The sequence below is a fragment of the Sedimentisphaera salicampi genome (genome assembly GCF_002117005.1).
GTDB classification, from domain to species: Bacteria; Planctomycetota; Phycisphaerae; order Sedimentisphaerales; family Sedimentisphaeraceae; genus Sedimentisphaera; species Sedimentisphaera salicampi.
This window is the reverse complement of the sequence record NZ_CP021023.1, coordinates 319,779-342,536: the sequence shown is the minus strand read 5'-3', so window position 1 is coordinate 342,536 and position 22,758 is coordinate 319,779. Positions and strand designations below refer to the sequence as shown.

At 45.1% G+C, this 22,758-nt stretch carries 18 protein-coding genes and 1 riboswitch; of the genes, 9 read left to right on the top strand and 9 right to left on the bottom strand.

The annotated features are described in order from the left end of the window. Positions 1-6: 6 nt before the first annotated feature. Complete coding sequence (locus STSP1_RS01250) at positions 7-993, bottom strand: hypothetical protein (protein ID WP_123806944.1); 987 nt, start codon at positions 991-993, stop codon at positions 7-9. A 148-nt stretch (positions 994-1,141) separates the two neighbouring features. Between STSP1_RS01250 and STSP1_RS01245 the strand changes: the two genes are divergently transcribed. Genes STSP1_RS01245 through STSP1_RS01225 form a run of 5 tightly spaced genes read left to right on the top strand, consistent with a single transcriptional unit; the run spans position 1,142 to position 7,817 of the window. Next, positions 1,142-1,900, top strand: coding sequence for a uracil-DNA glycosylase (locus tag STSP1_RS01245; RefSeq protein ID WP_085754606.1), 759 nt, complete (start codon positions 1,142-1,144; stop codon positions 1,898-1,900). A gap of 43 nt (positions 1,901-1,943) precedes the next feature. Then, positions 1,944-4,085: an ABC transporter ATP-binding protein gene (locus tag STSP1_RS01240; protein WP_085754605.1), complete on the top strand. Its 2,142-nt coding sequence runs from the start codon at positions 1,944-1,946 to the stop codon at positions 4,083-4,085. 12 nt (positions 4,086-4,097) lie between these two features. Next, positions 4,098-5,195 carry a phosphotransacetylase family protein gene (locus tag STSP1_RS01235; RefSeq protein ID WP_085754604.1) on the top strand — a complete coding sequence of 366 codons (1,098 nt, stop codon included), beginning with the start codon at positions 4,098-4,100 and terminating at the stop codon, positions 5,193-5,195. 25 nt (positions 5,196-5,220) lie between these two features. Continuing rightward, positions 5,221-6,108, top strand: coding sequence for a homocysteine S-methyltransferase family protein (locus tag STSP1_RS01230; RefSeq protein WP_085754603.1), 888 nt, complete (start codon positions 5,221-5,223; stop codon positions 6,106-6,108). 41 nt (positions 6,109-6,149) lie between these two features. Continuing rightward, positions 6,150-7,817, top strand: a complete 1,668-nt coding sequence (locus STSP1_RS01225) for a 2-oxo acid dehydrogenase subunit E2 (protein WP_085754602.1) — start codon at positions 6,150-6,152, stop codon at positions 7,815-7,817. 12 nt (positions 7,818-7,829) lie between these two features. Here STSP1_RS01225 and STSP1_RS01220 read toward each other — a convergent pair whose 3' ends face one another. The 7 genes from STSP1_RS01220 to STSP1_RS01190 form a co-directional block, all read right to left on the bottom strand. Further along, positions 7,830-8,081 (bottom strand): hypothetical protein, encoded by a 252-nt coding sequence (locus STSP1_RS01220; protein WP_085754601.1) that lies wholly within the window; start codon positions 8,079-8,081, stop codon positions 7,830-7,832. Continuing rightward, positions 8,081-9,355 (bottom strand): Gfo/Idh/MocA family protein, encoded by a 1,275-nt coding sequence (locus STSP1_RS01215; protein WP_085754600.1) that lies wholly within the window; start codon positions 9,353-9,355, stop codon positions 8,081-8,083. Before STSP1_RS01215 ends, STSP1_RS01220 begins: the two co-directional genes overlap by 1 nt. Beyond that, positions 9,348-10,082 (bottom strand): FAD:protein FMN transferase, encoded by a 735-nt coding sequence (locus STSP1_RS01210; RefSeq protein ID WP_161491552.1) that lies wholly within the window; start codon positions 10,080-10,082, stop codon positions 9,348-9,350. Before STSP1_RS01210 ends, STSP1_RS01215 begins: the two co-directional genes overlap by 8 nt. Positions 10,083-10,123: 41 nt before the next feature. Further along, positions 10,124-11,449: a Gfo/Idh/MocA family protein gene (locus STSP1_RS01205; RefSeq protein WP_085754598.1), complete on the bottom strand. Its 1,326-nt coding sequence runs from the start codon at positions 11,447-11,449 to the stop codon at positions 10,124-10,126. A 10-nt stretch (positions 11,450-11,459) separates the two neighbouring features. Beyond that, positions 11,460-12,815: a 3-keto-disaccharide hydrolase gene (locus tag STSP1_RS01200; RefSeq protein WP_085754597.1), complete on the bottom strand. Its 1,356-nt coding sequence runs from the start codon at positions 12,813-12,815 to the stop codon at positions 11,460-11,462. Between the two features lie 130 nt (positions 12,816-12,945). Beyond that, on the bottom strand, positions 12,946-13,992 hold the full coding sequence (locus STSP1_RS01195) for a uroporphyrinogen decarboxylase family protein (protein WP_085754596.1): 1,047 nt from the start codon (positions 13,990-13,992) through the stop codon (positions 12,946-12,948). Positions 13,993-14,026: 34 nt separating this feature from the next. Continuing rightward, positions 14,027-15,991 carry a glycoside hydrolase family 97 protein gene (locus STSP1_RS01190; protein WP_085754595.1) on the bottom strand — a complete coding sequence of 655 codons (1,965 nt, stop codon included), beginning with the start codon at positions 15,989-15,991 and terminating at the stop codon, positions 14,027-14,029. 221 nt (positions 15,992-16,212) lie between these two features. Between STSP1_RS01190 and STSP1_RS01185 the strand changes: the two genes are divergently transcribed. Beyond that, positions 16,213-16,923 carry a hypothetical protein gene (locus STSP1_RS01185; protein WP_085754594.1) on the top strand — a complete coding sequence of 237 codons (711 nt, stop codon included), beginning with the start codon at positions 16,213-16,215 and terminating at the stop codon, positions 16,921-16,923. 12 nt (positions 16,924-16,935) lie between these two features. Here the strand turns inward: STSP1_RS01185 and STSP1_RS01180 are convergent, their stop codons facing one another. Beyond that, on the bottom strand, positions 16,936-18,438 hold the full coding sequence (locus tag STSP1_RS01180; protein WP_085754593.1) for a hypothetical protein: 1,503 nt from the start codon (positions 18,436-18,438) through the stop codon (positions 16,936-16,938). Between the two features lie 147 nt (positions 18,439-18,585). On the opposite strand from STSP1_RS01180, the gene STSP1_RS01175 reads away from it, so the two are divergent. The 3 genes from STSP1_RS01175 (at position 18,586) to STSP1_RS01165 (ending at position 22,726) form a co-directional block, all read left to right on the top strand. Next, positions 18,586-19,482 carry an HD domain-containing protein gene (locus STSP1_RS01175; protein ID WP_123806943.1) on the top strand — a complete coding sequence of 299 codons (897 nt, stop codon included), beginning with the start codon at positions 18,586-18,588 and terminating at the stop codon, positions 19,480-19,482. 124 nt (positions 19,483-19,606) lie between these two features. Continuing rightward, entirely contained in the window at positions 19,607-21,028 is a 1,422-nt protein-coding gene (locus STSP1_RS01170) for a trypsin-like peptidase domain-containing protein (protein WP_085754591.1), read from the top strand. 98 nt (positions 21,029-21,126) lie between these two features. Continuing rightward, positions 21,127-21,309, top strand: a riboswitch (cobalamin riboswitch). Positions 21,310-21,433: 124 nt separating this feature from the next. After that, positions 21,434-22,726: a hypothetical protein gene (locus STSP1_RS01165; protein ID WP_085754590.1), complete on the top strand. Its 1,293-nt coding sequence runs from the start codon at positions 21,434-21,436 to the stop codon at positions 22,724-22,726. Positions 22,727-22,758 lie beyond the last annotated feature (32 nt).

The following is a 22,758-nucleotide window of genomic DNA, read 5'->3' as shown; positions in this document are numbered from 1 at the left end:
CACACCTCAATTTATGCTTAAAGAGAGCTTCTCTACAGCCTCTTCAACATTCTGGGCATTAACGAGCTCTTCAATCCTGACAGCAGATTGAGGCGATGCTGAAATTTTTAATCTCTTCCTGTCTCCGTTTATCATCTCAAGCAAAGCTATTGAAAGCTGACGTGCAATATCAGGCGCATTGGCTCCTGGCTGGGCATTCACAATTTGAGCTGAGGCCTGCTGCCTGAGAACCTCAGGAGTCTGATTGGCCTGTTTGGCAGCTGCAGCAAAAATCTTGTCTATAAGTGTTTCATTTATCAGCTCAAAAGATATATGCTCCAAAGCTATCTCGAGCATTTCGGAATGGGGCATCTGATTTTTAACACCCTGATCCTGAAGCTTTTTGGCCTTAACCAGAAACTTGGCTATATCAAAACCGGAAACCTTAACCTCTTCAGTAAACTGAAAAACTCCTTCAAAATCCAAAGAGGCATTCAAGAAATGCTCATTTTTCTCAAAATCTGAATTAGATGTGATATTGTAATTTATCACAATCTCATCCCCCAGATCTAAAGATTCCACTACCGAATTGATCTCTTGAAAAAGTTCGTCCGCTACGAGAGGATTATTTGAAAGGCTCTCTAAATTCTTCGTTACCGGAACTGCAATTTCCTCGAAACTGACATCCATAGATTCCGGGATAGGCCTTGTCTGGCCGTTTGGCAATTGAACTTCAATACCGGGTTTGTAGTCGCTGATTCTAACGCTTCCGATACTTCCCCCTAAAAACGGGGAAGACAGTTTAACGTCTTCAATCGATACGCTTTGCCGCATAAGGGAAGTGTTCACTTTGTCATATTCGATATCGCAGAAGGTTTCCCAGCCTGCAAAAACGGCATCAACCTTCGCCTGTGCTTTTCTCTGAACAGTAAGCTTAACACCAAACACAGAAACACAGATAAAAACTGCTAAAACAGCCAACACCAACAAAGATTTCCTATTTTTAGAAGCCATTTGTATTCTCCAAATAAATGATTATTCTAATAAAATACCGGATTCAACTTGCGGCGTCAATTAAAATACCAGATTATAATTCAACCTTGACGGATTAGATGAAGGTATTTTGCTTGAAAGATAAAAGCGATACAATAAACTCTTCAGCATGGAAAAAGAGAAAAAAGCAATAAACCAGCTTCTTGATATTGACAATTTTTTCAGCGGGGGATTCGCGGTTAAAGGTGAAGGAATCTCTCAGAAGCTTGAAAGCTCAGAGGATGAAGCCGAAAAAAAAATCAGCAGCGTCCATGCTGAAACAACAGAAACGGAAAATGAATTGAGCAAAAGCGAACAGCTTGAAAAAATAGCAGAAGAAGTTAAAGTCTGCACGAAATGCAACCTCAGCCAAACAAGAACGTTCGCCGTACCCGGGGAAGGCAATCCCGATGCGCGTATAGTGTTCGTAGGCGAGGGGCCGGGAGGCGATGAGGACAAGAGCGGAAGGCCTTTTGTAGGCAGGGCCGGGCAGCTTCTTACAAAAATCATAAACGCAATGAGACTCACTCGGGAAGATGTGTTTATATGTAATGTGATTAAATGCCGGCCGCCCAACAACAGAGACCCTCTTGCAAGCGAGAAAGATGCTTGCAGAGATTATCTCTATAGGCAGCTTGCCGTTATAGAACCGGATATTATTGTCGCTCTCGGTTCTCATGCGGCTAAAGAACTCCTTGATACAGATACCGCTATCGGAAAACTCCGCGGGAGATTTCACGATTTTACGATAAAAGGCGGCACCGAGACAATAAAGTTTATGCCCACTTACCATCCAGCATATCTCTTGCGTAACTACAGCACCGAAAACCGAAAAAAAGTTTGGGATGATATGAAGATGGTTATGCAGGAAATCGGGATAAAATCCTGAGCTCAAACTAAAAATGATAACCCGCAATTAGGGACTCTCATCTGTGAATTATTTCAAGAGACTGTTAAATTATATCTGGCCACAGTGGCCTCGGATAATTGTAATACTTATCTGCGTGTTTGTTATTGCCCTCACCTTTTCGGCAAGCTTTCTGACCGTTATCCCGCTTTTGAAGGTTATGATGGGTCAGGAAGGCCTGCACGGCTGGGCGCACAGAAAAATCTGCAGCGACAGATACGGCATAGATTTTTACGTGCCTGATAATACCGAGCTTTCAGACCCCGAAAACGGCTACACGACCTTTCTGCTTCTCACAAAGGCAGAAGAAGACAAGCTGGGCTATAAAAGCGGACTTCGGGCAAACGACAGGATAGTTTACGTTTCTGAAAAGAACTTCGGAGACGATCCCGGGAGCATGGCGGCCTCAGAAATGCTCGATAAGCTGGCAAATCTCGGAGCGGATAAACGGCTCTATATAAAGTATGTAAGCTTTGAAGACTCCGGCGAGGAATCAGAACACAAAACAGAAATAAAGGCCAACGCTCCGCCCTTCTATCTCGGGGCATCTCAGGGACTTTTGAGTATGGTTTCGCAGGCAAATTCGCAAGACAGCAAAAGCGAGGCAATGCGGGTGGTGATGTTGATCGTTGCCGGCATGACTGTTCTAAGGTGTGTAAGCCGATTTTTCCAAGGTTACTTATCACAGAAGGTGGTTAATATCGGTCTTGCAGACCTGAGAAATGATGTTTTTTCGCACATAGTGGAAATGCCCATAGGCTACTTCTCGCTCAAGGGCTCCTCGGACACGGTGAGTAAGTTCCTCCAGGACTCTCAGATGGCTGGCAATGGGATTAAAACAGTTTTCGAAAAGGCTATCAGAGAACCTGCAAAGGGGCTTATGTGTCTTGTTATGGCGTTTATGCTGAGCTGGCAGATTGTGCTTGTTTTCCTGTGCGGAATACCTTTTCTGGGATTTGCTATTAACAAGCTCGGCAAAAGGATAAAAAAGGCCACAAGAAAATCTCTCGTTAGCTGGGGTCAGATGCTCTCAAAACTTGATGAATCTGTAAACGGGCTCAGGGCAGTGAAAGTTTACAATCAGCAGGACAGGGAGAAGGAATCTTTCCGCGGGGTAAACCAGAGGCTCCTTAAGGAACAGAATAAGATCGCCAAGGTTAATGCACTAACAAGCCCTCTGATGGAGATTTTAGGACTTTTTGCTGGCATTATTGGCTTTCTTATGGCTCTGGAGTGGGTGCTTGCCGGAAATATGGATGAAACAGAATTCTTTGCCATGCTTATGCTTCTGGGCACATCAGCAGAGTCCTTCAGAAAAGCGAGCAATGTATGGAACAAACTACAGCAGGCAAATGCTGCCTGTGAGAGGATATTCAGCCTTGTGGATACCGAAAAAGAGCGTGATACAAACAGGCCGGCAGCTCCAGCAAAAATTGAAAAAGAGATTAGTTTCAAAGATATCTCTTTCAGATATCCGGGTGCAAAAAATGATGCCCTGAAAAACGTAAATCTAACAGTTAGAAAGGGCGAGAATATTGCGGTTGTGGGCTCGAACGGCTCGGGAAAGACCACTCTGCTGAACCTGCTGCCGAGATTCTACGACCCCACTTCGGGTGAAATCCTTATAGACGGTGTAAATATTCAAGATATGTCTTTGAAAGGGCTTCGTGAAAAGATTGCAGTTGTATCACAGAAGGTTATAACGTTCCACGATACAGTTTCGCAGAACATAGCATACGGCCGCCCTTCTGCAAGCAAAGATGAAATTATTCAGGCCGCCAAACTGGCCTACGCTGATGAATTTATAAGGTCTATGCCTGAGGGGTATGATACATTTATCGGTGAGAATGGAGCAGGTTTAAGCGGCGGACAGCTCCAGAGGATAGTGATTGCAAGAGCGATTCTGAAAGACCCGGAAATTCTCATTTTTGATGAGGCGATGAGTCAGGTGGATGCCGACAGCGAGGCAAAGATAAATCGGGCCTTGGAGCAGCTTACAACTGAGCGAACAAGCTTTGTGATAGCGCACCGTTTCTCAACTGTAATCAATTCTGATGTGATTGCTGTGATACATGAAGGCAGGATAGTTGATACAGGCAAACACTCTGAGCTTATAGAAAGATGCCAAACATATAAGAATTTGTATGAAACCCAGCTTCTTCAGTAGGATTAAGCAAGTATGAATAATATATACATAGCAGCAACACTCAAAGACTGCGGAAAAACAAGCGTTACATTAGGCCTGATGCAGCAGCTTCGCGAAATCGGGCACAACCCGGGCTATATAAAGCCTGTGGGGCAGCAGTATATTGAGCATAACGGACAGAAGCTCGATGAAGATGCGGTTCTGATTCTTGACGGGCTGGGCTTTCAGATAGACAACCCAAAAGATATGAGTCCTATAGCAATAGAGAGAGGATTTACGAAAAAATATATAAATCACCCTGATCCCACAAGGCTCGAAAACAAGATACATAATGCTTTCAGCAAACTCAACGGAAATCACGAGCTCAATCTCGTAGAAGGCACCGGCCATGCTGGAGTAGGCAGCTGCTTCGGGCTTTCAAACGCAAGGGTAGCTGAGCTTACAGATTCAAAAGTTATAATTGTTGCCCCGGGCGGAATTGGCAAGATGCTTGATGAGGTTTCCCTTTCGCTCTCCCTTTTCAGAGAACATAATGTTGAAATTCTCGGGGTAATACAGAATAAAGTGCGTCAGGATAAATACGAAAAGGTTGTTGAAACCGTAACAAAGGCTCTTGACAACATGGGGATTAAATTTCTCGGAGCAATCCCCTACTACAAAATGCTTACTCAGTACACTATAGAGCAGATTGCACAAACCTTCAATTATGAGGTTTTGTGTGGCGGCTGCGCAGTGAGGAACAAGATCGACAGCGTGGTAGTAGCAGCAATGGAGCCTGAAAACGTGCTGAGGCACATCAGGCCGCGATCGCTTATTATTACCCCGGGAGACAGAATGGATAATATTCTTCTTGCCATAAGCCTTTCAAAAACTAAAACATACCATGACAGTTTTTGTACCGGCGGGCTTATTCTTACCGGCGGGCTTATGCCGCACGATGAAATTCTGAATCTGCTTGTGGCAAGCGAGATTCCTGTTCTTTTTACGCAGGAAGAAACATACACCGTTTCTGCGAGAATGAAAGACCTGCTCTTTAAGATCAGGCCTAACGATACCGATAAAATTAAAAAGACTCACCAGATGGTGAAAGAACATGTTGACGTTGATTACATATTAAGTAAGTTCAATTAATGTTGTTTAATTCATTAGGAGAAATATGTCCAGAAAGAAAATCAGTGAAATCGCAAAAACCAGAATTCTCATTTCAGACGGTGCTTGGGGCACTTACCTCCAGAGAAAAGGCTTAGAACCTGGGGAATGCCCTGAAAAATGGAACCTTGATAAGCCCGATGAAGTTTTGGATATTGCTCAAAGCTACGCCAATGCTGGCGCAGATATGATTGGAGCGAACAGCTTCGGCGGGAGCAAACTGAAACTCGAGCATTTCGGGCTTAGCGAACAATGCTTTGAAATAAACAAGGCAGCCGCTGAGATTTCACGTAAAGCCGCAGGCGAGGATAAATGGGTATTAGGCTCGCTCGGGCCTTGCGGGAAGATGCTCTTGATGGGAGATGTAACAGAACAGCAGATGTATGACAGCTTTGCAGAGCAGGTTAAAGGGCTTGAAGCGGGCGGCGCTGATGCGATTTGTGTGGAAACAATGAGCGACGTACAGGAAGCATCCCTTGCTGTAAAAGCTGCGAAAGACCATACAAACTGCGAGGTTATCTGCACGCTTACCTATGAGAGAACTACCGGCGGTGAGTACAGAACAATGATGGGAATCGACCCAGAGGCCGGCACGAAAGCCGCAATTGAAGCTGGGGCAGATATCGTTGGTACAAACTGCGGGAACGGCTTCGAAAGGATGATCGATATTGTAAAGCAGATTAAAGCAGTTTGCGGGGATAAGCCTATCCTTATACACGCAAACGCAGGGCTTCCGGAAAATGTTGACGGTGTGGATGTTTTCCCTGATACGCCTGAATTTATGGCCTCGCTCGTGAAAGATATTGCCCAGGCGGGTGCTAATGTAGTTGGCGGATGCTGCGGAACAACCCCCGAACATATTAACGCAATTGCTCAGGCAGCCAAAGATATTTAATGTAAGAAATACCAACCGAATTCAGCATCAGAAATACAATTATGGAAAAAGACATCACACTACCGGCTTTCGGGAGTTCCATGAAGGAAGGATTGATTGTTACGATTCTCGTGGAAAAGGGGCAGAAAGTTTCTAAGGGAGATAAACTCTTTGAGCTGGAAACAGACAAAGCCTCTTACGATATGAAATGCCCGGAAGATGGAACTGTAAGCGAGATTTTCGTGGGAATAGACCAGACTGTGCCGGTAGGTGAGCCTGTAATTCGGCTTGAAATCCCAGATTCAAAAGAAAGCGAGGATTTCCATATAGTCCGGCTTTCCGGGCTGGGAGATGACACAGATGAGGCAGTGGTCGCTGAGATATATTATAAAATCGGCGACCACATTAAAAAAGGCAGCGTAATTGCAGAAGTTGAAACTGACAAGGCTGCTTTTGATGTTATTAGCGAAAAAGACGGCTGGGTAAGAGAGCTTCTCGCCAGCGAGGGAGATGAAATCAACAACGGCTGCCCCGTGGCCGTCATTGGCCCAGAGGCTGGAGAGATACCGTCAGATATAAAAAAAGAGATCGAAGGCGTTTCTGGAGAAAGTGCTGAGCTTCCTGACGGGTTTGAGGTGGTGAAACTGCCTCGCCTTGGAGAAGAAACCAAAAGTGCTGTTATATCCGCCTTCCTATGCGAGGAAGGGGAAAATGTTCAAAAATCCGACCCGCTCATAGAGATTGAAACCGACAAGGCTGCTATGGAAGTGGAAAGCCATCTCAGCGGAATGGTTGAATGCATAGTTGCCGAAGAGGGAGAAGAGGCTGCAGTTGGAGCCGTTCTGGTTATAGTGAAAACAGAGCAGTCCGAAAGTTCCATTTCTGGAGAGCAGATTGAATCGATTAAGCAAAACAATAAGAATCTGCTAAACGAAGCCAAAAGGAGTGAGCCAGAAAACTTCAGATTTGAGGAATTCGGAGACTTGCAGGAAGGGCAAGTAAACGATTCAGATGTTAGCCAGAGCCTTACTGTAATCCCTGAAACTCCGGACAGAGGCGAAACTGTACCGCTCTCAAGGGTACAGAAAATAATTGGCGAAAGGATGGTGTTTTCTAAGCAGAATATACCGTGCTTTTATCTAAACAGCGTAGTGGATTTCACCGAGCTGATTGAATACCGCAAACAGGTAAATGCTTACGGGGATGTTAAGGTTTCATTCAACGATTTTATTATGAAAGCAGCAGCGGATGCCATGAAGGATTACCCGCTGATGACCGGCCAGGCAGCCGGAGACCATATCAAACTCGCTGAGGAGATTTCTATCGGGCTTGCCGTAGATACAGGAGAGGCGCTTCTTGTTCCGGTGTGCAAAAATGCCGCAGGAAAATCACTTCGTGAAACAGCACTTACAAATAAGCAGCTCATAGAAAAGGCCCAAACAGGGAGTCTAACAGCCGGGGAGCTTGAAGGCGCATCAACAGCCATAAGCAATCTAGGAAATCTCGGAATAGACTGGTTCATCCCGATTGTTCCCCCCGGACAGACAAGTATTATAGGCGTTGGACGAATAAAAGAAACGCTTACCAAGCGCGGCGGTGAGATTCAGGCAAAACAGGTCTGCACGCTAACGATCAGCGTCGATCACAAAGTGGTAAACGGAGCTTACGCTGCTCAGTATATGGATAAGGTTCGGCAGATTCTTGAAAGTCCGAACGAAAACTTCAACTGAGAAAACGGTCGTTCATTCCTTTGAGCGATTCTTCGTGAACGGGTAAGCTGCCAGCCTGAGAATCAATCGCAGGATATACAGCAGAGCAAATAACACAAAGCTCAACACAACAACAATATGAAGCTTGGTGATAAGCTCTGTAAAGCTTGTGTTATCGTATTTTACAATGCTGTAAATATTCATCCCGAATGCAGTAAGAAAACACAGCAGCCAAATCAGGAGCTCCTTCTTTATCGTTTTGGCCTTAATCACTAAATCCTTCATTATGCCAGCTCCTTCTGGAAATTAACTATCTCATTATCTACCATAGCCTTATCGCCTAATATCACAGCAACAGCAGCATCGATGCCGTGCTCTAGCATACCCGGAACAGGTTTGCCCTTCTTTACAGTTTCGGCAAATGCCTCAAGCGAAAGAAGCGTATTGTTGGGGATTCTGCTCCTGTGCATATCAACAATATACTCGCCCTTGTATTTTGATGCAGTTTCGGGCACCCAGCTCGCTCCGGCAATGGGAACGGGATCAAAGATTGAATGTTCAATATCATTTATCAGCCTGAGAATGCCGGCAGGTGCGGGAGGATTTTCCGAATAAAACTTTCCAAGCTCGAGCTCGTAAAGCCCTTTATCACCCATCATCTGAAGCTCGCAGCCGTAATGCTTATTGCTGATCAGCGAATCGTATATCACATGAATCCCGCCCGGATATCTGTAAACCACGTTTACATTGTCGTACACCTCACGTCCGTCTTTCCAGTAGTTAATGCTTCCTGAACCCATAACCTTTTCCGGAGTGGCGCCGAGGAACCAGTTAGCCACCTGGAGGTGGTGTGAGGCGAGCTCTGTCATTAACCCAAGGGAATACTCACGATACATCCGCCAGTTGATTTTTCTCTCGAGAGAGGGCTTTGGGACATGCCTTCGCCAGTCGCCGTTTCTGTGCCAATATGCCCTGATCTGAGTTATCTTGCCGAGTTTGCCCGCTTTCATATCCTCAAAGGCCTTGAGGTAGCGGATATCAAAGATTCTCTGATGCCCTGTTTGAAGTATAAGGCCGGTTTCCTTCTGCGCGCTGCTAACTTGTTTTGCTTCTTCAATAGTTTTGGTAAGCGTCTTTTCGCAAAATACGTGCTTGCCTGCTGCAAAGGCGTCCAGAACCATCTGAGCATGGAGATGCAAAGGTGTAGCGATTATAACGCAATCAATACTCTTATCTTTGAGGAGCTTCTTGTAGTCTTTGTATCCCTTTGGGCTGCCTTTGGCTATTTCCAGCCCTCTTTTGAAATTGGGCTCATAGTTATCGCATGTTGCAGCAATATTTATTGCAGGCACATTGTTGGCGTACCTTATCAGCGCTTTCCCTCGGGAACCTGTGCCTATAAAACCCACATTCACTTTATCTGACGGAGCAACTGATGCCGGTACATTTTCGCTCAAAAGGGATATCCAAGGCACTGTGCCCGCAAGGGCCCCGCCTGCGGCAATCGTTTTCATATTCTCTATTAATTCTCGCCGCGTAAACTTTTTATCATTAGACATAATGTTTCCTGATTATTTCACCATTACCATTCAATTCTATTACTGCTGTTTTAATTGAGGGGAAAAGATCTTTTCCTGGGAGCCACTTACCTGAACTGGCATAAACAGCTGTTGAAATCACTTCCGATTTTATGCTGCTATCTGATAAAACGCATACCAGCATATTGTTTTGGGCAAGTCGGCCGGTCTTCGGATCGACTATATGATATCCCGAGACACCGTTCTGCAAAACAGAAAAACCCGATACTGACAAAGAACTGTTTAGCAGTTTGAAATTGTCAAGGGACTCATCTTTCCTGAAAGGATTGCATACAGCAACCTCCCAGCAGTTCCCGTGCGGATGGCTTCCAAGGCCGTAAATGGAGCTCTCTCCAAAACTCACAAAAGCTCTGGAGAGAGCATAGTCCAATAATATTTTCCTCACTTCTTCAAGTGCATAGCCCTTGCCAATGCCCCCGAGGTCTATTTCACCTGAATATGAGGGGTTAAAATAGCCATCAGTTTTTTCAGAATAATCTTTGCAGATTCGCAGAGCCTTTGACAAATCCCCGGAAACAGTGATTATATCTTTTTCACTGCTCTGGTTAAATCTATAAAGCTCTGCTTCGCTGTCAAATCTGCTGAAAACTTTCTCAAGCCTCAAAACTTCGGTTTTTACTTGTTCGAAAATTTCTTCAGAATGTTCGAAATCAACACTCGGGAGAACGAGGTTAAACCTTGTGTTCATAGCCCAAAAACTGCTGTGAAAACAATCCTTCATTGAGATGATTAAACTTTCGGCTCCCAACCGGGCTCATAAACCCTTCTCCAATACCTCTGAGCATCGGGATTATCGAGAATATGTCCGTTTTTCGGATCGCAATGGAGCATAGTTGAGGTTTTGGCAGCAATATTCCCCAGAAGCCCGAGAAGGATGCTCTTATAGCCTTCATCCACAGGAGAGTTTATGCTGTCTTTGCCGAGGATCGAATAAACAAAATTCTCTGCGTGATAATCATTAAGGCCAGGGTCTATAACATTTGTGCTGTCCTTGCTTTTAGCAGCCTGATCTTCATGCCTTAGAAGCTTGCCGTTTAGATCGAAAACTTTATATGAGCTTGAGCCGTATTCAACGTATCCTTTTGTGCCTTGTATCAGAGCCCCGCGGCTGTGGCCGCAGATCTTCATTGAAGCGCTGCTGATTCCTTCCCATGTTATGAGTTTATCGCCTTCAAATTCAACACTTATATTCTGTGTATCAAAAAACTCCCAGTCATCTTTGGGGTAGTGGTATCTGCCGCCCAGACTTGTTACTTTTGTGGGGAAGTCCACGCCGAGAGCCCATCTGGCAACATCGAGTTCGTGCGTGCCGTTATTGAGGGCTTCTCCTGTGCCCCAGTTCCAAAACCAGTGCCAGTTGTACGGGTGTACGTTATCGCGATATTCTTCTCTCGGGGCTGGTCCCTGCCAGAGCTCCCAGTCCAAATATGAGGGTACATCAATCACCTTGCCCTTGCCTATCGGGCCGCGTTTTCTTGAATACCATGTGCGTGCGAAATACGGCCTTCCGATCTCTCCGCTCCTGATCTCATCAATCATCTGCTCAACAATACGGAATGAGCGGCGCTGGTTGCCCATCTGGATGAGTTTGTCATATTTATTCATAGCCTCCACCAGCATCTCACCTTCTGCGGGATTGTGGCAACACGGCTTTTCTACGTACACGTGCTTGCCGGCCTTCACAGCTTCAATGCTCATTGGGGCATGCCAATGTTCCGGCGTGGCAACAACTAATCCGTGAACGTCTTTATCATCAAGGGCTTCGCGGTAATCTTTGATAGCCTTCGGCGCCTTTCCCTGCTTTTGTTCCACACTCTTTGCGGCATGGTCAAGGTACCTTGAATCAACATCTATAACGTATTTAACTTCGCAGTCTTTTATGCCGGCAAAGTTTTCCGCCAACTGTCTTCCTCTGCTTCTGATTCCCGCAACAGCCAAAACGACCTTAGAGTTAGCCGAAGCTGCTGCTGAGATTTGCGATATTCCGCCAAGACTCAGCGCACCTGCGGCAGAAAGCGAGAGTTTGCCAAAATTTCTTCTTGTAATGTTGTCCATATCTAGCCCCTTATTTTAGTTCTCTTATTTTAATATTTCTGAATGATACTCTGTTTCCGTGGTCCTGAAGGAGGATATTGCCTTTGGGCAGCTCTCCGAAATTGTCCCATTTAACATACTTGCTTTCCTGAACTAGCTTCCTGAATTTCGGAGTACGTCTTTCATACTCCAAAACCTTTCTTCCGTTGAGCCAGTGCTGGATGTGATTGTCTTTTGAAACAATCCTCGCATGATTCCAATCACCCATAGGATTTGGGTGCTTATTAACCGCCATTATGAGATCGTAAAGAGATGCAAGCGTACGGCTCCCTACATGATTTCCTTTTTTGGCATCGGGATGCCTTTTGTCATCAAGAATCTGGTATTCAAGGCCAATCGATGAACCCGGGCCTTTGTTTATCTCAGTGTCAACGTAGTATTTGATGCCTGAATTTGCCCCGGGGGTAATCTTAAAGTCAACACGAAGCTCGAAATCTTTGTACTGCTTCTTTGTAACGATATCGCCTGCATTTGCGGCTTCTCCGCCGCCGGATTCCTTGATAGTAAGGATTCCGTCATGCACATACCAGCCGAAATCAGGAAATCTATCAAGCTTTGCTCCCCGCCATTTGTCTGTTGATTTGCCGTCGAAGAGAAGCTCCCAGCCGGCTCGTTCCTCGTTTGAAGTGAGTTTGTTGTGGAGGTCTCTCTTAGGCAGAGAAATCGGTTTGGAGTATTTCTCAGGATTATCCGTAATTATCTGGATATCCTTCCACATAACCTTGATCCCCTCTTTGCCCTTATCGTTGCCGATTGAATGTACCTGAAGGCCGATGAAGCCTTCTTTTGTCATATCGTCTTCAAGATGAACGGCAGGCTTACCGTTAAGCCAGGTTTTGAAGGTACTGCCGATTGCCTCTATTCTAAATTCGTTCCATTCATTCTGCTTGAATGCCTTCGCAGCGGGTTCGCCGTGAGAGAGCGGGTGAAGCCAGCCTCTTCTTGCTTCATCGTAGATGCCGCCTGTCCAGGCCCTGCTGGAGGGGTCTATTTCCACCTGATACCCATGGACTCTGTAGTTTCGGTAATCAGCCAAGCTGCGGCTGCGTATCTGCACGCCGGAATTGAGCTTTGAATCAACCTTGAACTTAAGCCTCAATATAAAATCTGAATACGTATTATTAGTGCAAAGAAAGCTGTTCGGCGTGTTCCTTACTGTTTTGCCTACAATTGCACCATCGGAAACTTCATAAACCGCTTCCCCATTTTTCTGATGCCAGCCGGAGAGGTCGTTACCATTGAAAAGCCACTTCCATGGGGGCGTATCAGCAGAACAGACTGCAATAAAACCTATAGATAAAACACAGAAAGCAATTTTTCTAAACATAAAAAGCTCCATAAAATAAATGATTATTATATGATTTCACGAAAAGCAAGATTAAACTCAAGCCTTGAGTTTGAAGATAACAATAAAATAACTTCTGTCAAGGAAATTTACGGTTATACAAGGATTTATCTTATGACGGCAAGGAGCTAATATCACCAAGTGCGTCAGTAAATGAGCGTATATTTTCGGTTGAAACCCCGTCCGGCATACCGCCGCCTGCTGAAGCAATAATTCGTGAAGTATTCTCCAAGCCTGAAAAGTTTGATTTTACGCTTTCTGCAACCTGCTCAGGAGTTCCCGATGCCAAGACATCTCTTGGAGGTATATTTCCAAATAATGTAATTTCTCCTCCTGTCCATTGCCTCAGCTCTTGTATTGAATGCAGGAAGCTGAAATTAAACATATTCACACCAACTTCCGCCAAGTGCGGGCTGCACCCTTTCGCATCAGCGTCGTTATGGAAGAATCGCACTGAACAGTCAAACGAAGAGAAAAGCCTCTTCAGGTATCTGGAAGCGAACTCCTGAAAATCCGGCTCCCCGCAGAATCCCACTATATCATCAAGTATGAGGATGCCGTCTATGGTATCGAACTCCTGCTTTTGCAGCCGCAGCCAGTTTTCTGTGTATTCTGTGATTATTCCAAGCAGCTTATGCGCCTTATCTGGATCCGTTCTAAGAGCAATAAGGAATTCTGTTGTACCCATCAGAAAAGAGGCTATATTGAGAGGCCCTCTTGCGCAGGCGAATCTAATTGAATGGCCAAGGCTCTCAATTTTCTTTCTGTTCAACCGAATGCGATTCAAAACAAAAGACGCCAATCCGTCTGTTTCGGTTTTCGGAAGAGTGAGGCTGTCTATATCGCCAACAGAGCTGATGATTTTCTCGGCATGGGGCAGATCATTCTTCTTGAAGCTGCATTTAGCCCCGAAGGCCGAAGGCTCGGTACACATCCCGTATTCAGACCAGAATCCTGGGAGAAACATTACATCAGGGAAGGTTTCCACTGCCCTTTTGTTAGCCTCAAACCATAGCTCATCATTTGAGAAATAATCAATTGTAGATATTCCGAACCACCCGGGAAGCCACGGGCTGTCTATAATAAATCCGGGGGGTATGGTTTCGCATTTAGTTCCGTTTATAGTCTCAAGAAGCTTTTTCCATTGTATCTCTTTCAAAGCGGGGCTCCAGTTAAATAAAAAATCTTTTCATCTATTCAGGTATAAACCTCGCAGCAAATCCGCCGCCGGAGGCAAGATCAATTTTCAGATTATCGCTGCTGGTTACTTTCTTCTTAATATATGCATAATCGCTTGCGTATCTATCCGCATTTGCGCCGTCTTTCCAAATATGCGCAGTATAGCTGCCTTCATTGAGGAATGAAAGATCTGCTTGGAGCTCTCTTTTGCTCCAGTCTGTCATAGCCCCGAGATACCACTCTTCGCCGGATTTCCTCGCAACAACCGCATACTCAGCTATCTCCGCATCAAGTACGTCAGTTTCATCCCATACAGTGGGCACGGCCGAGAGAAATTTCATACATTCAGGCTCTTGGTAATAAAGCGACGGGCTGTCGCATAGCATCTGCAGGGGACTTTCGAAAATCACATACATCGCAAGCTGATGGCAGCGTGTTCCGAGGCTCATCGGGCGTTCAAATCTCTCAGCGAAGTTGTCCTTCTGGGCATTAACCATCGCACCGGGCGTATAATCCAATGGCCCTGCATACATCCTCGTAAAGGGAAGAGTGATGTTATGTTCAGGGTTTGCATACTCGCTCCATTTGTTCTGCTCCCCGCCTCGCACGCCTTCGCGAGTTATAACATTCGGGTATGCCCTTCTGAGCCCGGAAGGTTTGTATGAACCGTGAAAATCCACAAGCAAATGCCGCTTTGCAGCCTCTTTGGCCACCTTCTCATAAAAATTCACCATCCACTGATCGTCTCTCTGCATAAAATCAACCTTGAGCCCCTCAGCGCCCCATTTCTCAAACATGGGCATCACCTGTTCAAACTGCTCATTTAGTGTGTGCCAGGTCATCCAGAGGATAATCCCAACATCCTTTTTCTCAGCATAGCTGAAAAGCTCAGGCAGGTTCATATCTTCAGCTGGAGCTGTAAGGTCTTTCAGCACATACCAGCCTTCATCTAGTATTATGTAATCAATGCCGTATTCAGAAGCGAAATCAATAAAATACTTGTATGTCTTGGTATTCACTCCGGCCTTGAAATCAACGCCGAAAATATTATTGGCATTGTACCAGTCCCAAGCTACTTTCCCGGGCTTTATCCATGAGGTATCTTCCAGCTCGCAGGGGCTTGCAAGCTTCCAGACAAGCTGGCTGTCTATGAGGTCCTCATCGGCTTGAGCAATCCCAACCACTCGCCACGGGAAAGCCCTGCTCCCCTTGGTTTCTGCAATGTAATCTGCGCGTTTATCTACAACCGGAACTCTGTCGCCCTTGCCAGCAGCCCTAATATGAGACTCTAATACATAGTTCGGGAAAACCGCCTCCAGCGATGTTGCTCCATTACCCTGCAGATAGAAACCCGGATAATCACGAAGGTCAGATTCTGTGAGAATAACCTTAGGGGCGTTCGTAGGCGCGATAAGGGCAGGAATCGAACAGAACCTCATTGAATCTATTTTTGAAAGGGAAGTATGAAGATATTCTCTCTCCTGATGGGTAATCATACTGTTTTCTTCCGGGAAATAGAGCTTGTGGTCTTCAGGAAAATTGAACTGGGCGGTTTCAGATTTTATTATCTGCTCTCCGGGCAAATCAGTTTTGAATCTGTAGGCAGCGCCGTCGTTATAGATCCGAAACTCCAAAGACCACTGCCCCTTAAAATTAAGCACCAGCTCCTGAAAATTATCCTTTACTTCACTTCGTTTCTCAGCTACTGCAGGCTTGAGTATCCTGCTCACGGTACGTTTATTTTGCGAGACCAAATCAGGTTTAGAGCCAAACGCCCCCCTGCTTGAATTGAGCATAATTTTTGATGGCGAGAGAACCTTTTTTCCGCTTTTTGAAACGGACCAGTGAATTTCTTTCCCAACATTTACAGAAACCGCTACAGATTCATCAGGTGATTTAACCTTTAAGGTTTGCGCATTAAGTGAATGAACCGCAAACAACAAGATGGTAACAAAAAGCATAAATCTCGAAAACCGCATAGTAATCCTTTCTTAATGATAACGCTTAATAACTTGCATTTCCATTTATTGTAATTGATAGTATAAAAAGATAAAGGGAAAGCTTGCAAGTAAAAACACTTTAACTATAGCTTTTGAGGTATAATTTTTCCTCCAAATCGATTTTTTATTTGAAATAGTTTTATTCGTATATTATAAGAAGCTTAGGTAAAGGCTTTCTAACAGTAAGTGAAGGAGTAATTATGTGTTATTCATTAAAAAACCTTTCAATTGCGGCGTTACTTTTATCTTTGTATGCTTTGCCAGTTTCGGCAGTCTCAGTATCAAACGACGGAAGTTCTTTCAATGTAAATCCGATTACAGGGAGCGAAACAGCCGCACAATACTACGATTACGGAGGGTTAGCTAACGGAGGTAATCCGGATTTCGGTCCTGAAAGTAGAAAGGGATTTTTCTGGCTTTATGAGCAGGAAGGCACCTCTACCATGCAGCTGTGCATGATTGTAAACAGACAAGGGGGAGTGGCCTCAAATGTGGATATGCGTTTTTTCAACGCTGATGCCGGCCTGCCCGCTGGATTTGACACGGTGCTTGTGGCAGATGACAAGTCTTCAGAACTTCAGTACGAGGCTTCAGAAAATGAATTTCAGGGCAATTGGTTATGGAGCTCTTACGGGGATGGCGGCGTAATCGGCGATTTGCTCTCCAACCCTGAAGAAAACAGCGAAATCCAGGTTGCTGTTGGCAATACGGCTTCAACTGATTTCGATTGGTATTTCGTTTCTCAAGGCGAAAGCAAATACGCCAATCCTCTGAATTTTTATGATGATGGAACTTTTGAGGGTTCCGGCTCGCTCACCGATCCGCAGATGATTATTACGATCCCCGAGCCTGCTTCAATCGCCATACTCGGCTTAGGTCTTCTGCTCAAAGACAGAAGAAGGAATAGATAAGCGAGGCAAAGATTATTCTATCGGGTCTCTGCGTTCTCTCTGGTGCTTCGGGATTGATTCGTAAATTTCGCGTGCCTGTTTAGCATATTTTGTGCCCGGGTATTTCTCTATAACCTCTCTGCATGCCTCTATGAGCTTCTTAGAGCTGCCCAGACGCGTGTAGCTGCCTCTGAGCATCTCGGCCTTCTTCAGGAGCCTTTTAGCCTTATACTCTTCAGTTTCTGAAAGCTGGCTTGACTGAGCCTTTTCGGGGGAATTAGGGTCTGCCGGCTGCTTTGATTGGCTTTGCTGTGAGGGATTTTGCTGCTGAGGCTGGGCAAACGGGTCAAACCCTTCCCCGCCGAAAGGATCTTCAGAAGCACCTGCGCCCACCAGCCCCTTCAGGGAATCCGGATGGGTGATTCCGCCCATAAGCCTGTCGCTCAAAAGTCTGAATACAACACCGAACTCCGGGCCTGCGTATTTTATACTGCCGGCATTATCACATACCAAAACCGCCATATCCAACGCATTCGCCCACGCTCCGAGATCCTCGGGAAGCTCTTCAAGCTGCTCATCTTCTTCTTTAGGCTGAGATACAAAAACAGTATCCTTCTGCTCAACATCTGCATTTTTGAGCATTTCTTCTGCTTTGCTTCTGTCTTTATCAACATTTAGAGAAACAAAATTTGCTGCAGGAAGCTCTTTGTTAATATTCTTGAGGTGTAAAAAATATTCCAAATTTTGGGCAATTCTGTTTTTTTCAACATTCCTCTGCGAGATTATATCGCTTAGAAGCTTATCATTTTCAGAGTAAGTTTTCTGAGCTTGGGTAAGCTCGTATTTACCTGCAGACCACATAAAAATGCAGTTCAGGGGCTTCATATTATCCTTTTTGAGAAGCTTTCCGTCTATGCCAAGCTCGGAGATGTTCCTGCCTCTGAGTTTGAAAATATTTTTATCATAATCAAGCTTCACAGGAATATCATAAGAGCTCACCGATTCAGCCTGCTCTTCGTCCATACGCTTGAGGAAATATTCCCTGTCTATTGGCTTTTCAAGAGCAATAAGAGAAAACACAGTGAGGGATTTATATGCAATCTCGCTTCCTGGTGAGAGCTTGCAAGCGCTGAGAGCCTTTTTCCTGCAGCGTCCCGGATCTTCGCCTTCCAGATAGCCGTACCATGCATCGGCCACGTAAAGATCGCTCTTCTGTTCATTGCTCATATAACGGCTGTATTTCTTACCGGCAATGAGCTTCATACGAATCTCTCGTTTCTGCTTTTTGTCTAATTCTTTAGACTCAGCGACCAAGCCGGCCAGTTTTGAAACAAGCTGTTTTATTTCCTGATGCGCAGTTTGAGCTTTATTTTTCAGCTCGTTCAATCTCTGCTCCCTGCTGGAATTCCTGTCTATGCTGCGAGTATCCGGAATCGCCCTCCTGCGGGCATTCGGTACACGCTCAGCAGCTTGCAGCCCGTTATAGAATACGAAAGAAAATAATACTGCGGAGATTACAGTTAATTTGATTCTCATTTATTACCCCTTTTCCCTCGTTTTATGCATAATATTTGAATCTACGTGTAATCATTTTAACATTGAATAAAAAAACTGCAAAGATTTAATTGTTTTTTAACCCTCAGCGCTTAAGATTTTCAAATTGGATTAAAATGGAAAACACCTGTGCACTTAATTTGGAAGAACCAGATACTTATGGAAATAGGCAGCCTCACAGACATAAAAAAATGGGCAGAAAACTATATCAAAAGCTTTTACTGTGATGACGATTTCATAAATGAGAAAACAAGACTCAAACATATCCATACTTATAAAGTTGCCGAGATAATACGCTGGCTAGCAGGCGAGCTGGGCATGAATAATCAGCAGATACTTCTCGCTGAGGCCATAGGCTTGCTGCACGATATAGGCAGATTTCGCCAGATTCAGGTTTACCGTACATTTCAGGACAGAGACAGCGAAAGCCATTCTCTTCTCGGCGTGAAAGTTATAAATGAGCTTGAAGTTTTAGAGGGGATAGATGAGCAGAAAAAGCAAATTATTTTACAGTCGATAGAGCACCACAGCGATATGGATGTAAATCTGCCCCTCGGCCTTCCTGCTTTAACGGACCTTTACTTGAAAATGATACGAGATGCAGACAAACTCGATATATGCAGGGTAATAAAAGAGACGCACCAGAAACTCTTGAGTTCTAATTACGACAGCAATTTTCTGGTTACGCTGGGGATAAGAAGAAGCGAGATTACCGACGAATACACAGAAGATGTTTTACAAGATGTAATCCAGCGAAGACAGGCAGACTACAACAAGGTTCAAACACTTACAGACCGCAAACTCCTTCAGCTCTGCTGGGTTTATGATCTAAACTTCAGGCAAACATTAAAGCGGTTTGTAGATGACGGCTATATTCAGTTCTTTTTTGACATCCTCCCCCAAAACTCGGGGATAATGCAGGCCAAGAAATCTGTTTCTTCGTATATTGAAAACAAGATACCTGGGCTGAGCTCACAACTCTCTCTTAACAGCGGGGAAACAGGCTCTATTATTAATGCAGAGTGAACATATTTTCAAATTCGAACAAGAATTTTCAGGAAGCGTAATTTGATTGTTGTTTTGTTGGAGCTGCTTAGGCAGCACAAAATTTAACTTTTTCGAATTTAATATTTAATTGCGAGGTAAAATAATGAAACGCAGTTTATTTGCAGCAGTTTTAGTTTCACTGATTGTTCCCTTCTCGGCATCAGCCGGCATGACGGATTCTTTCAGCAATGTTGTTGAAAAGGTGAATCCGGCAGTGGTGTTCATTGAAGTTACTCAGGAACGGGAAGTAGTAAGCTCGCCGTTCAAAGAATTTGACTGGATACCTTGGGACAGAGGACAGAGAGAAGCCCCCGAAAAAGAAAAACAGATCATCAAAGGAAGCGGCAGCGGAGCGATAATAGACGCTGAAAAAGGGTATGTACTTACTGCTGCACATGTAATTAAGGATGTAGATGCTGCAGTTGTTCACCTTCCGGACGGCAGAGAATTTGAGGCAATAGATTTCATATACGACACACAAACGGACGTTGGAGTAGTTCAGATAGACACAGAAGGCGAAAAGCTGCCCGAAATCTCCTTCGGTGATTCGGATGAGGTGAAAGTTGGCGACTGGGTACTCGCTATGGGCTCTCCGCTGGGCGAGGCACTGGCTAATTCAGTATCGGCTGGTATAGTAAGCGGTAAAGGCAGAAAAAGCGGCATCCTCGGCAAACTTGGGATTGAAAATTTCATACAAACCGATGCAGTAATCAACAAAGGAAACAGCGGAGGTCCGCTTGTTAATACCGACGGAGAGATTATCGGCATCAACTCCAACATCATATCAAGAACCGGCTTTAATGCAGGCCTTGGTTTTGCAGTTCCCAGCAATATAGCTTCAGATGTGGTTGAAAAACTCATTACTGAGGGCGTGATAGTTCGCGGCTGGCTCGGGGTAACAGTATCACCGCTGGATGCAATAGAAGATGAAGATATGCTTGAGGAAATCCCTGAACGCATTATGGACAGAGGCGGTGCATACATTGTTGACGTCTTAGATGACGGCCCTGCAGATGAAGCGGATATGGAAGCAGGCGATATAGTTCTCTCAATTAACGGCGAGGGTGTTAAAGACGCCAGCGAGCTTATTAAAATTATCAGTTCAATGGAACCGGAAACTGAAGTGGAAATCCAGATTTTCAGGGACGGCGAAAAAGAAGAGCTGGAAGTTACTCTTGGAATTCGCCCGGGCACAGGCCGCCAAGGCGGTAAAGGCGTAGTAACGGGTAAAGACCGAGAGACTGAGTCTTTCAAGAAAATCGGAATCGCTATTGAAAGATACAATGAACAAGGCGAGGCAGACTTCTCCGAAGGAGCTGTGGTTAGATATGTACGCCCAGATTCAATTGCTGAACAGTTCGGAATCGAAGTGGGCGATCGAATCATGGAAGTTAACGGTGAAGGCTTTGAAGAGGCAGAAGATTTCCAGGAACTTATTGAAGACGCTGACCTTGAGGACGGAATACTGCTGAATGTGGTAACCAAGAACGACAAGGAAAGAAAAGTTTACCTCAAGGAATTCTAACAGAAATTAATTCTGAAGCCCATAAGACGCATCGGTTTGAAGCTGATGCGTCTTTTTTTAATTATTCCTTGACTTAACTAAAAGATAATCTAAACTTCCAGCAATCTTTAAAAATTGAAAATGTGCAATAGTTTAAGGGAACGCAGTGAAAAACTGCGACGGACGCGCCGCTGTGAGCGTTTCGGGTTTCCCGAAGACTGCTTCATTAAGCCACTGCCGAAGGCGGGAAGGCGGAGCAGTTTTACGCAAGTCAGAAAACCTTTCTATTGCTTGAATGCTTGTTCTCGCGTTACAGGACAGAGGCATATTCAAAACATTACGTAAATACTGTTTTTAATAAGGCCTTGTTCTCTTTGCGGGAGCAGGGTCTTTTTTATTAACTCTTTCCAGAAGGAACGCGTATCTATGAAAAATTTTATTGTAATGTTTTGTTTTTGTATTGCCGGCAGTCTGCTTGCAGAAGACCCAAACACAATTATCTGTGATGAAGTTATCGGAAGCGGCAGTTCAATCTGCTATCTGTCAATCGATTTTGATTCAGACCTTACAAACGACAATGTAACCTACGGCTATATGTTTGAGGCAGGCCAGACTGTAACGGGGCTCGATGTTATCGATGCGCTCGCTGCTGAAGGTGTGATTGAATGCGATTATACAACGAGCACTTACGGTGCATTCATCACTCGATTCGCAGCAGGCGGGCGAGATTATGAAGCGGTTTGGGGCTCGCAGGCTCAACAATGGTGGGCATACTACACCTCCGTAGACGGCCAAAACTACTCCCAAAGCTTCACAGGAGCTGGATCGAGAGTGCTCTCGGACGGCGATTTTGACAAATGGGTTTACACAATAGAAGGTACAAGCGATTTTGGTTTATGGGTAACTGATGCGCAGGGTTCTTTCGACGGAGGAACATACAGAAATCCGGAAAATATCACGGGCAAACCCGCCAGCTCGTTCTTCGATTCATGGTCTGGAGAGACCCGCATTACAAAGGTTGTGGAAGCCCCTTACGGCGAAAATACCCTTCTTTCTGTTAATGAAGGAGAGTATGCTGTCGTAAAATTTGACCACAAAGTGATGGACGACCCATCAAATCCCTACGGGAAAGATTTTATCGTTTTCGGCAACGCTTTCTACTCCTGTGAATCCGGCTGGGCAGACGATGACAGCGATATGTCAGCCTTTTACACCAGCGGAAGCATCGGAAGCGGAGAAATTACAGTCTCTGTAAGTCAGGACGGGGAGAACTGGTACACATACAGCTCCGGCCCCTTTGCAGACGGTGAATTCCCCACGCAAGGCTTTCACTGGGATCAGGACAAATACGACAGCGAAGGGTATGGATGGACATCCATTGAAAAAGACTTCACTCAGCCAGTTGACCCATCCATTAAGAACAACCTTCTCGACGGAAGCTCAGTAGATATTTCAAGCATAATAGATGCCTACGGCAACAGCGGCGGCGGAACAGCCTTCGACCTGCAACAAAGCGGCTTTGAATGGATTAAGTATATTAAATTCGAAGGCAGCAGCGGAGAAATTGATGCTGTTTCCGATGTTACATACTGCGGCGATCCTCAGCATCCCCAACCCGCGGGCGATGTTACCGGAGACTGCCGAGTTGATATTGAAGATTTTGCCCAGCTGGCAGCGGACTGGATGAACTGCACATGGGGCTGCCAGGATTTGAATTAAGAATTCAATTTAACATATCTCGGGGGAGCGGT

Bases quoted from the DNA above. Each gene is read 5' to 3' on its own strand.
- STSP1_RS01220 (WP_085754601.1), bottom strand. From the start codon at position 8,081: ATGAAGGATTTAGTGATTAAGGCCAAAACGATAAAGAAGGAGCTCCTG.
- STSP1_RS01185 (WP_085754594.1), top strand. From the start codon at position 16,213: ATGTGTTATTCATTAAAAAACCTTTCAATTGCGGCGTTACTTTTATCT.
- STSP1_RS01250 (WP_123806944.1), bottom strand. From the start codon at position 993: ATGGCTTCTAAAAATAGGAAATCTTTGTTGGTGTTGGCTGTTTTAGCA.
- STSP1_RS01190 (WP_085754595.1), bottom strand. From the start codon at position 15,991: ATGCGGTTTTCGAGATTTATGCTTTTTGTTACCATCTTGTTGTTTGCG.
- STSP1_RS01230 (WP_085754603.1), top strand. From the start codon at position 5,221: ATGTCCAGAAAGAAAATCAGTGAAATCGCAAAAACCAGAATTCTCATT.
- STSP1_RS01215 (WP_085754600.1), bottom strand. From the start codon at position 9,355: ATGTCTAATGATAAAAAGTTTACGCGGCGAGAATTAATAGAGAATATG.
- STSP1_RS01245 (WP_085754606.1), top strand. From the start codon at position 1,142: ATGGAAAAAGAGAAAAAAGCAATAAACCAGCTTCTTGATATTGACAAT.
- STSP1_RS01165 (WP_085754590.1), top strand. From the start codon at position 21,434: ATGAAAAATTTTATTGTAATGTTTTGTTTTTGTATTGCCGGCAGTCTG.
- STSP1_RS01180 (WP_085754593.1), bottom strand. From the start codon at position 18,438: ATGAGAATCAAATTAACTGTAATCTCCGCAGTATTATTTTCTTTCGTA.
- STSP1_RS01235 (WP_085754604.1), top strand. From the start codon at position 4,098: ATGAATAATATATACATAGCAGCAACACTCAAAGACTGCGGAAAAACA.
- STSP1_RS01225 (WP_085754602.1), top strand. From the start codon at position 6,150: ATGGAAAAAGACATCACACTACCGGCTTTCGGGAGTTCCATGAAGGAA.
- STSP1_RS01170 (WP_085754591.1), top strand. From the start codon at position 19,607: ATGAAACGCAGTTTATTTGCAGCAGTTTTAGTTTCACTGATTGTTCCC.
- STSP1_RS01205 (WP_085754598.1), bottom strand. From the start codon at position 11,449: ATGGACAACATTACAAGAAGAAATTTTGGCAAACTCTCGCTTTCTGCC.
- STSP1_RS01200 (WP_085754597.1), bottom strand. From the start codon at position 12,815: ATGTTTAGAAAAATTGCTTTCTGTGTTTTATCTATAGGTTTTATTGCA.
- STSP1_RS01210 (WP_161491552.1), bottom strand. From the start codon at position 10,082: ATGAACACAAGGTTTAACCTCGTTCTCCCGAGTGTTGATTTCGAACAT.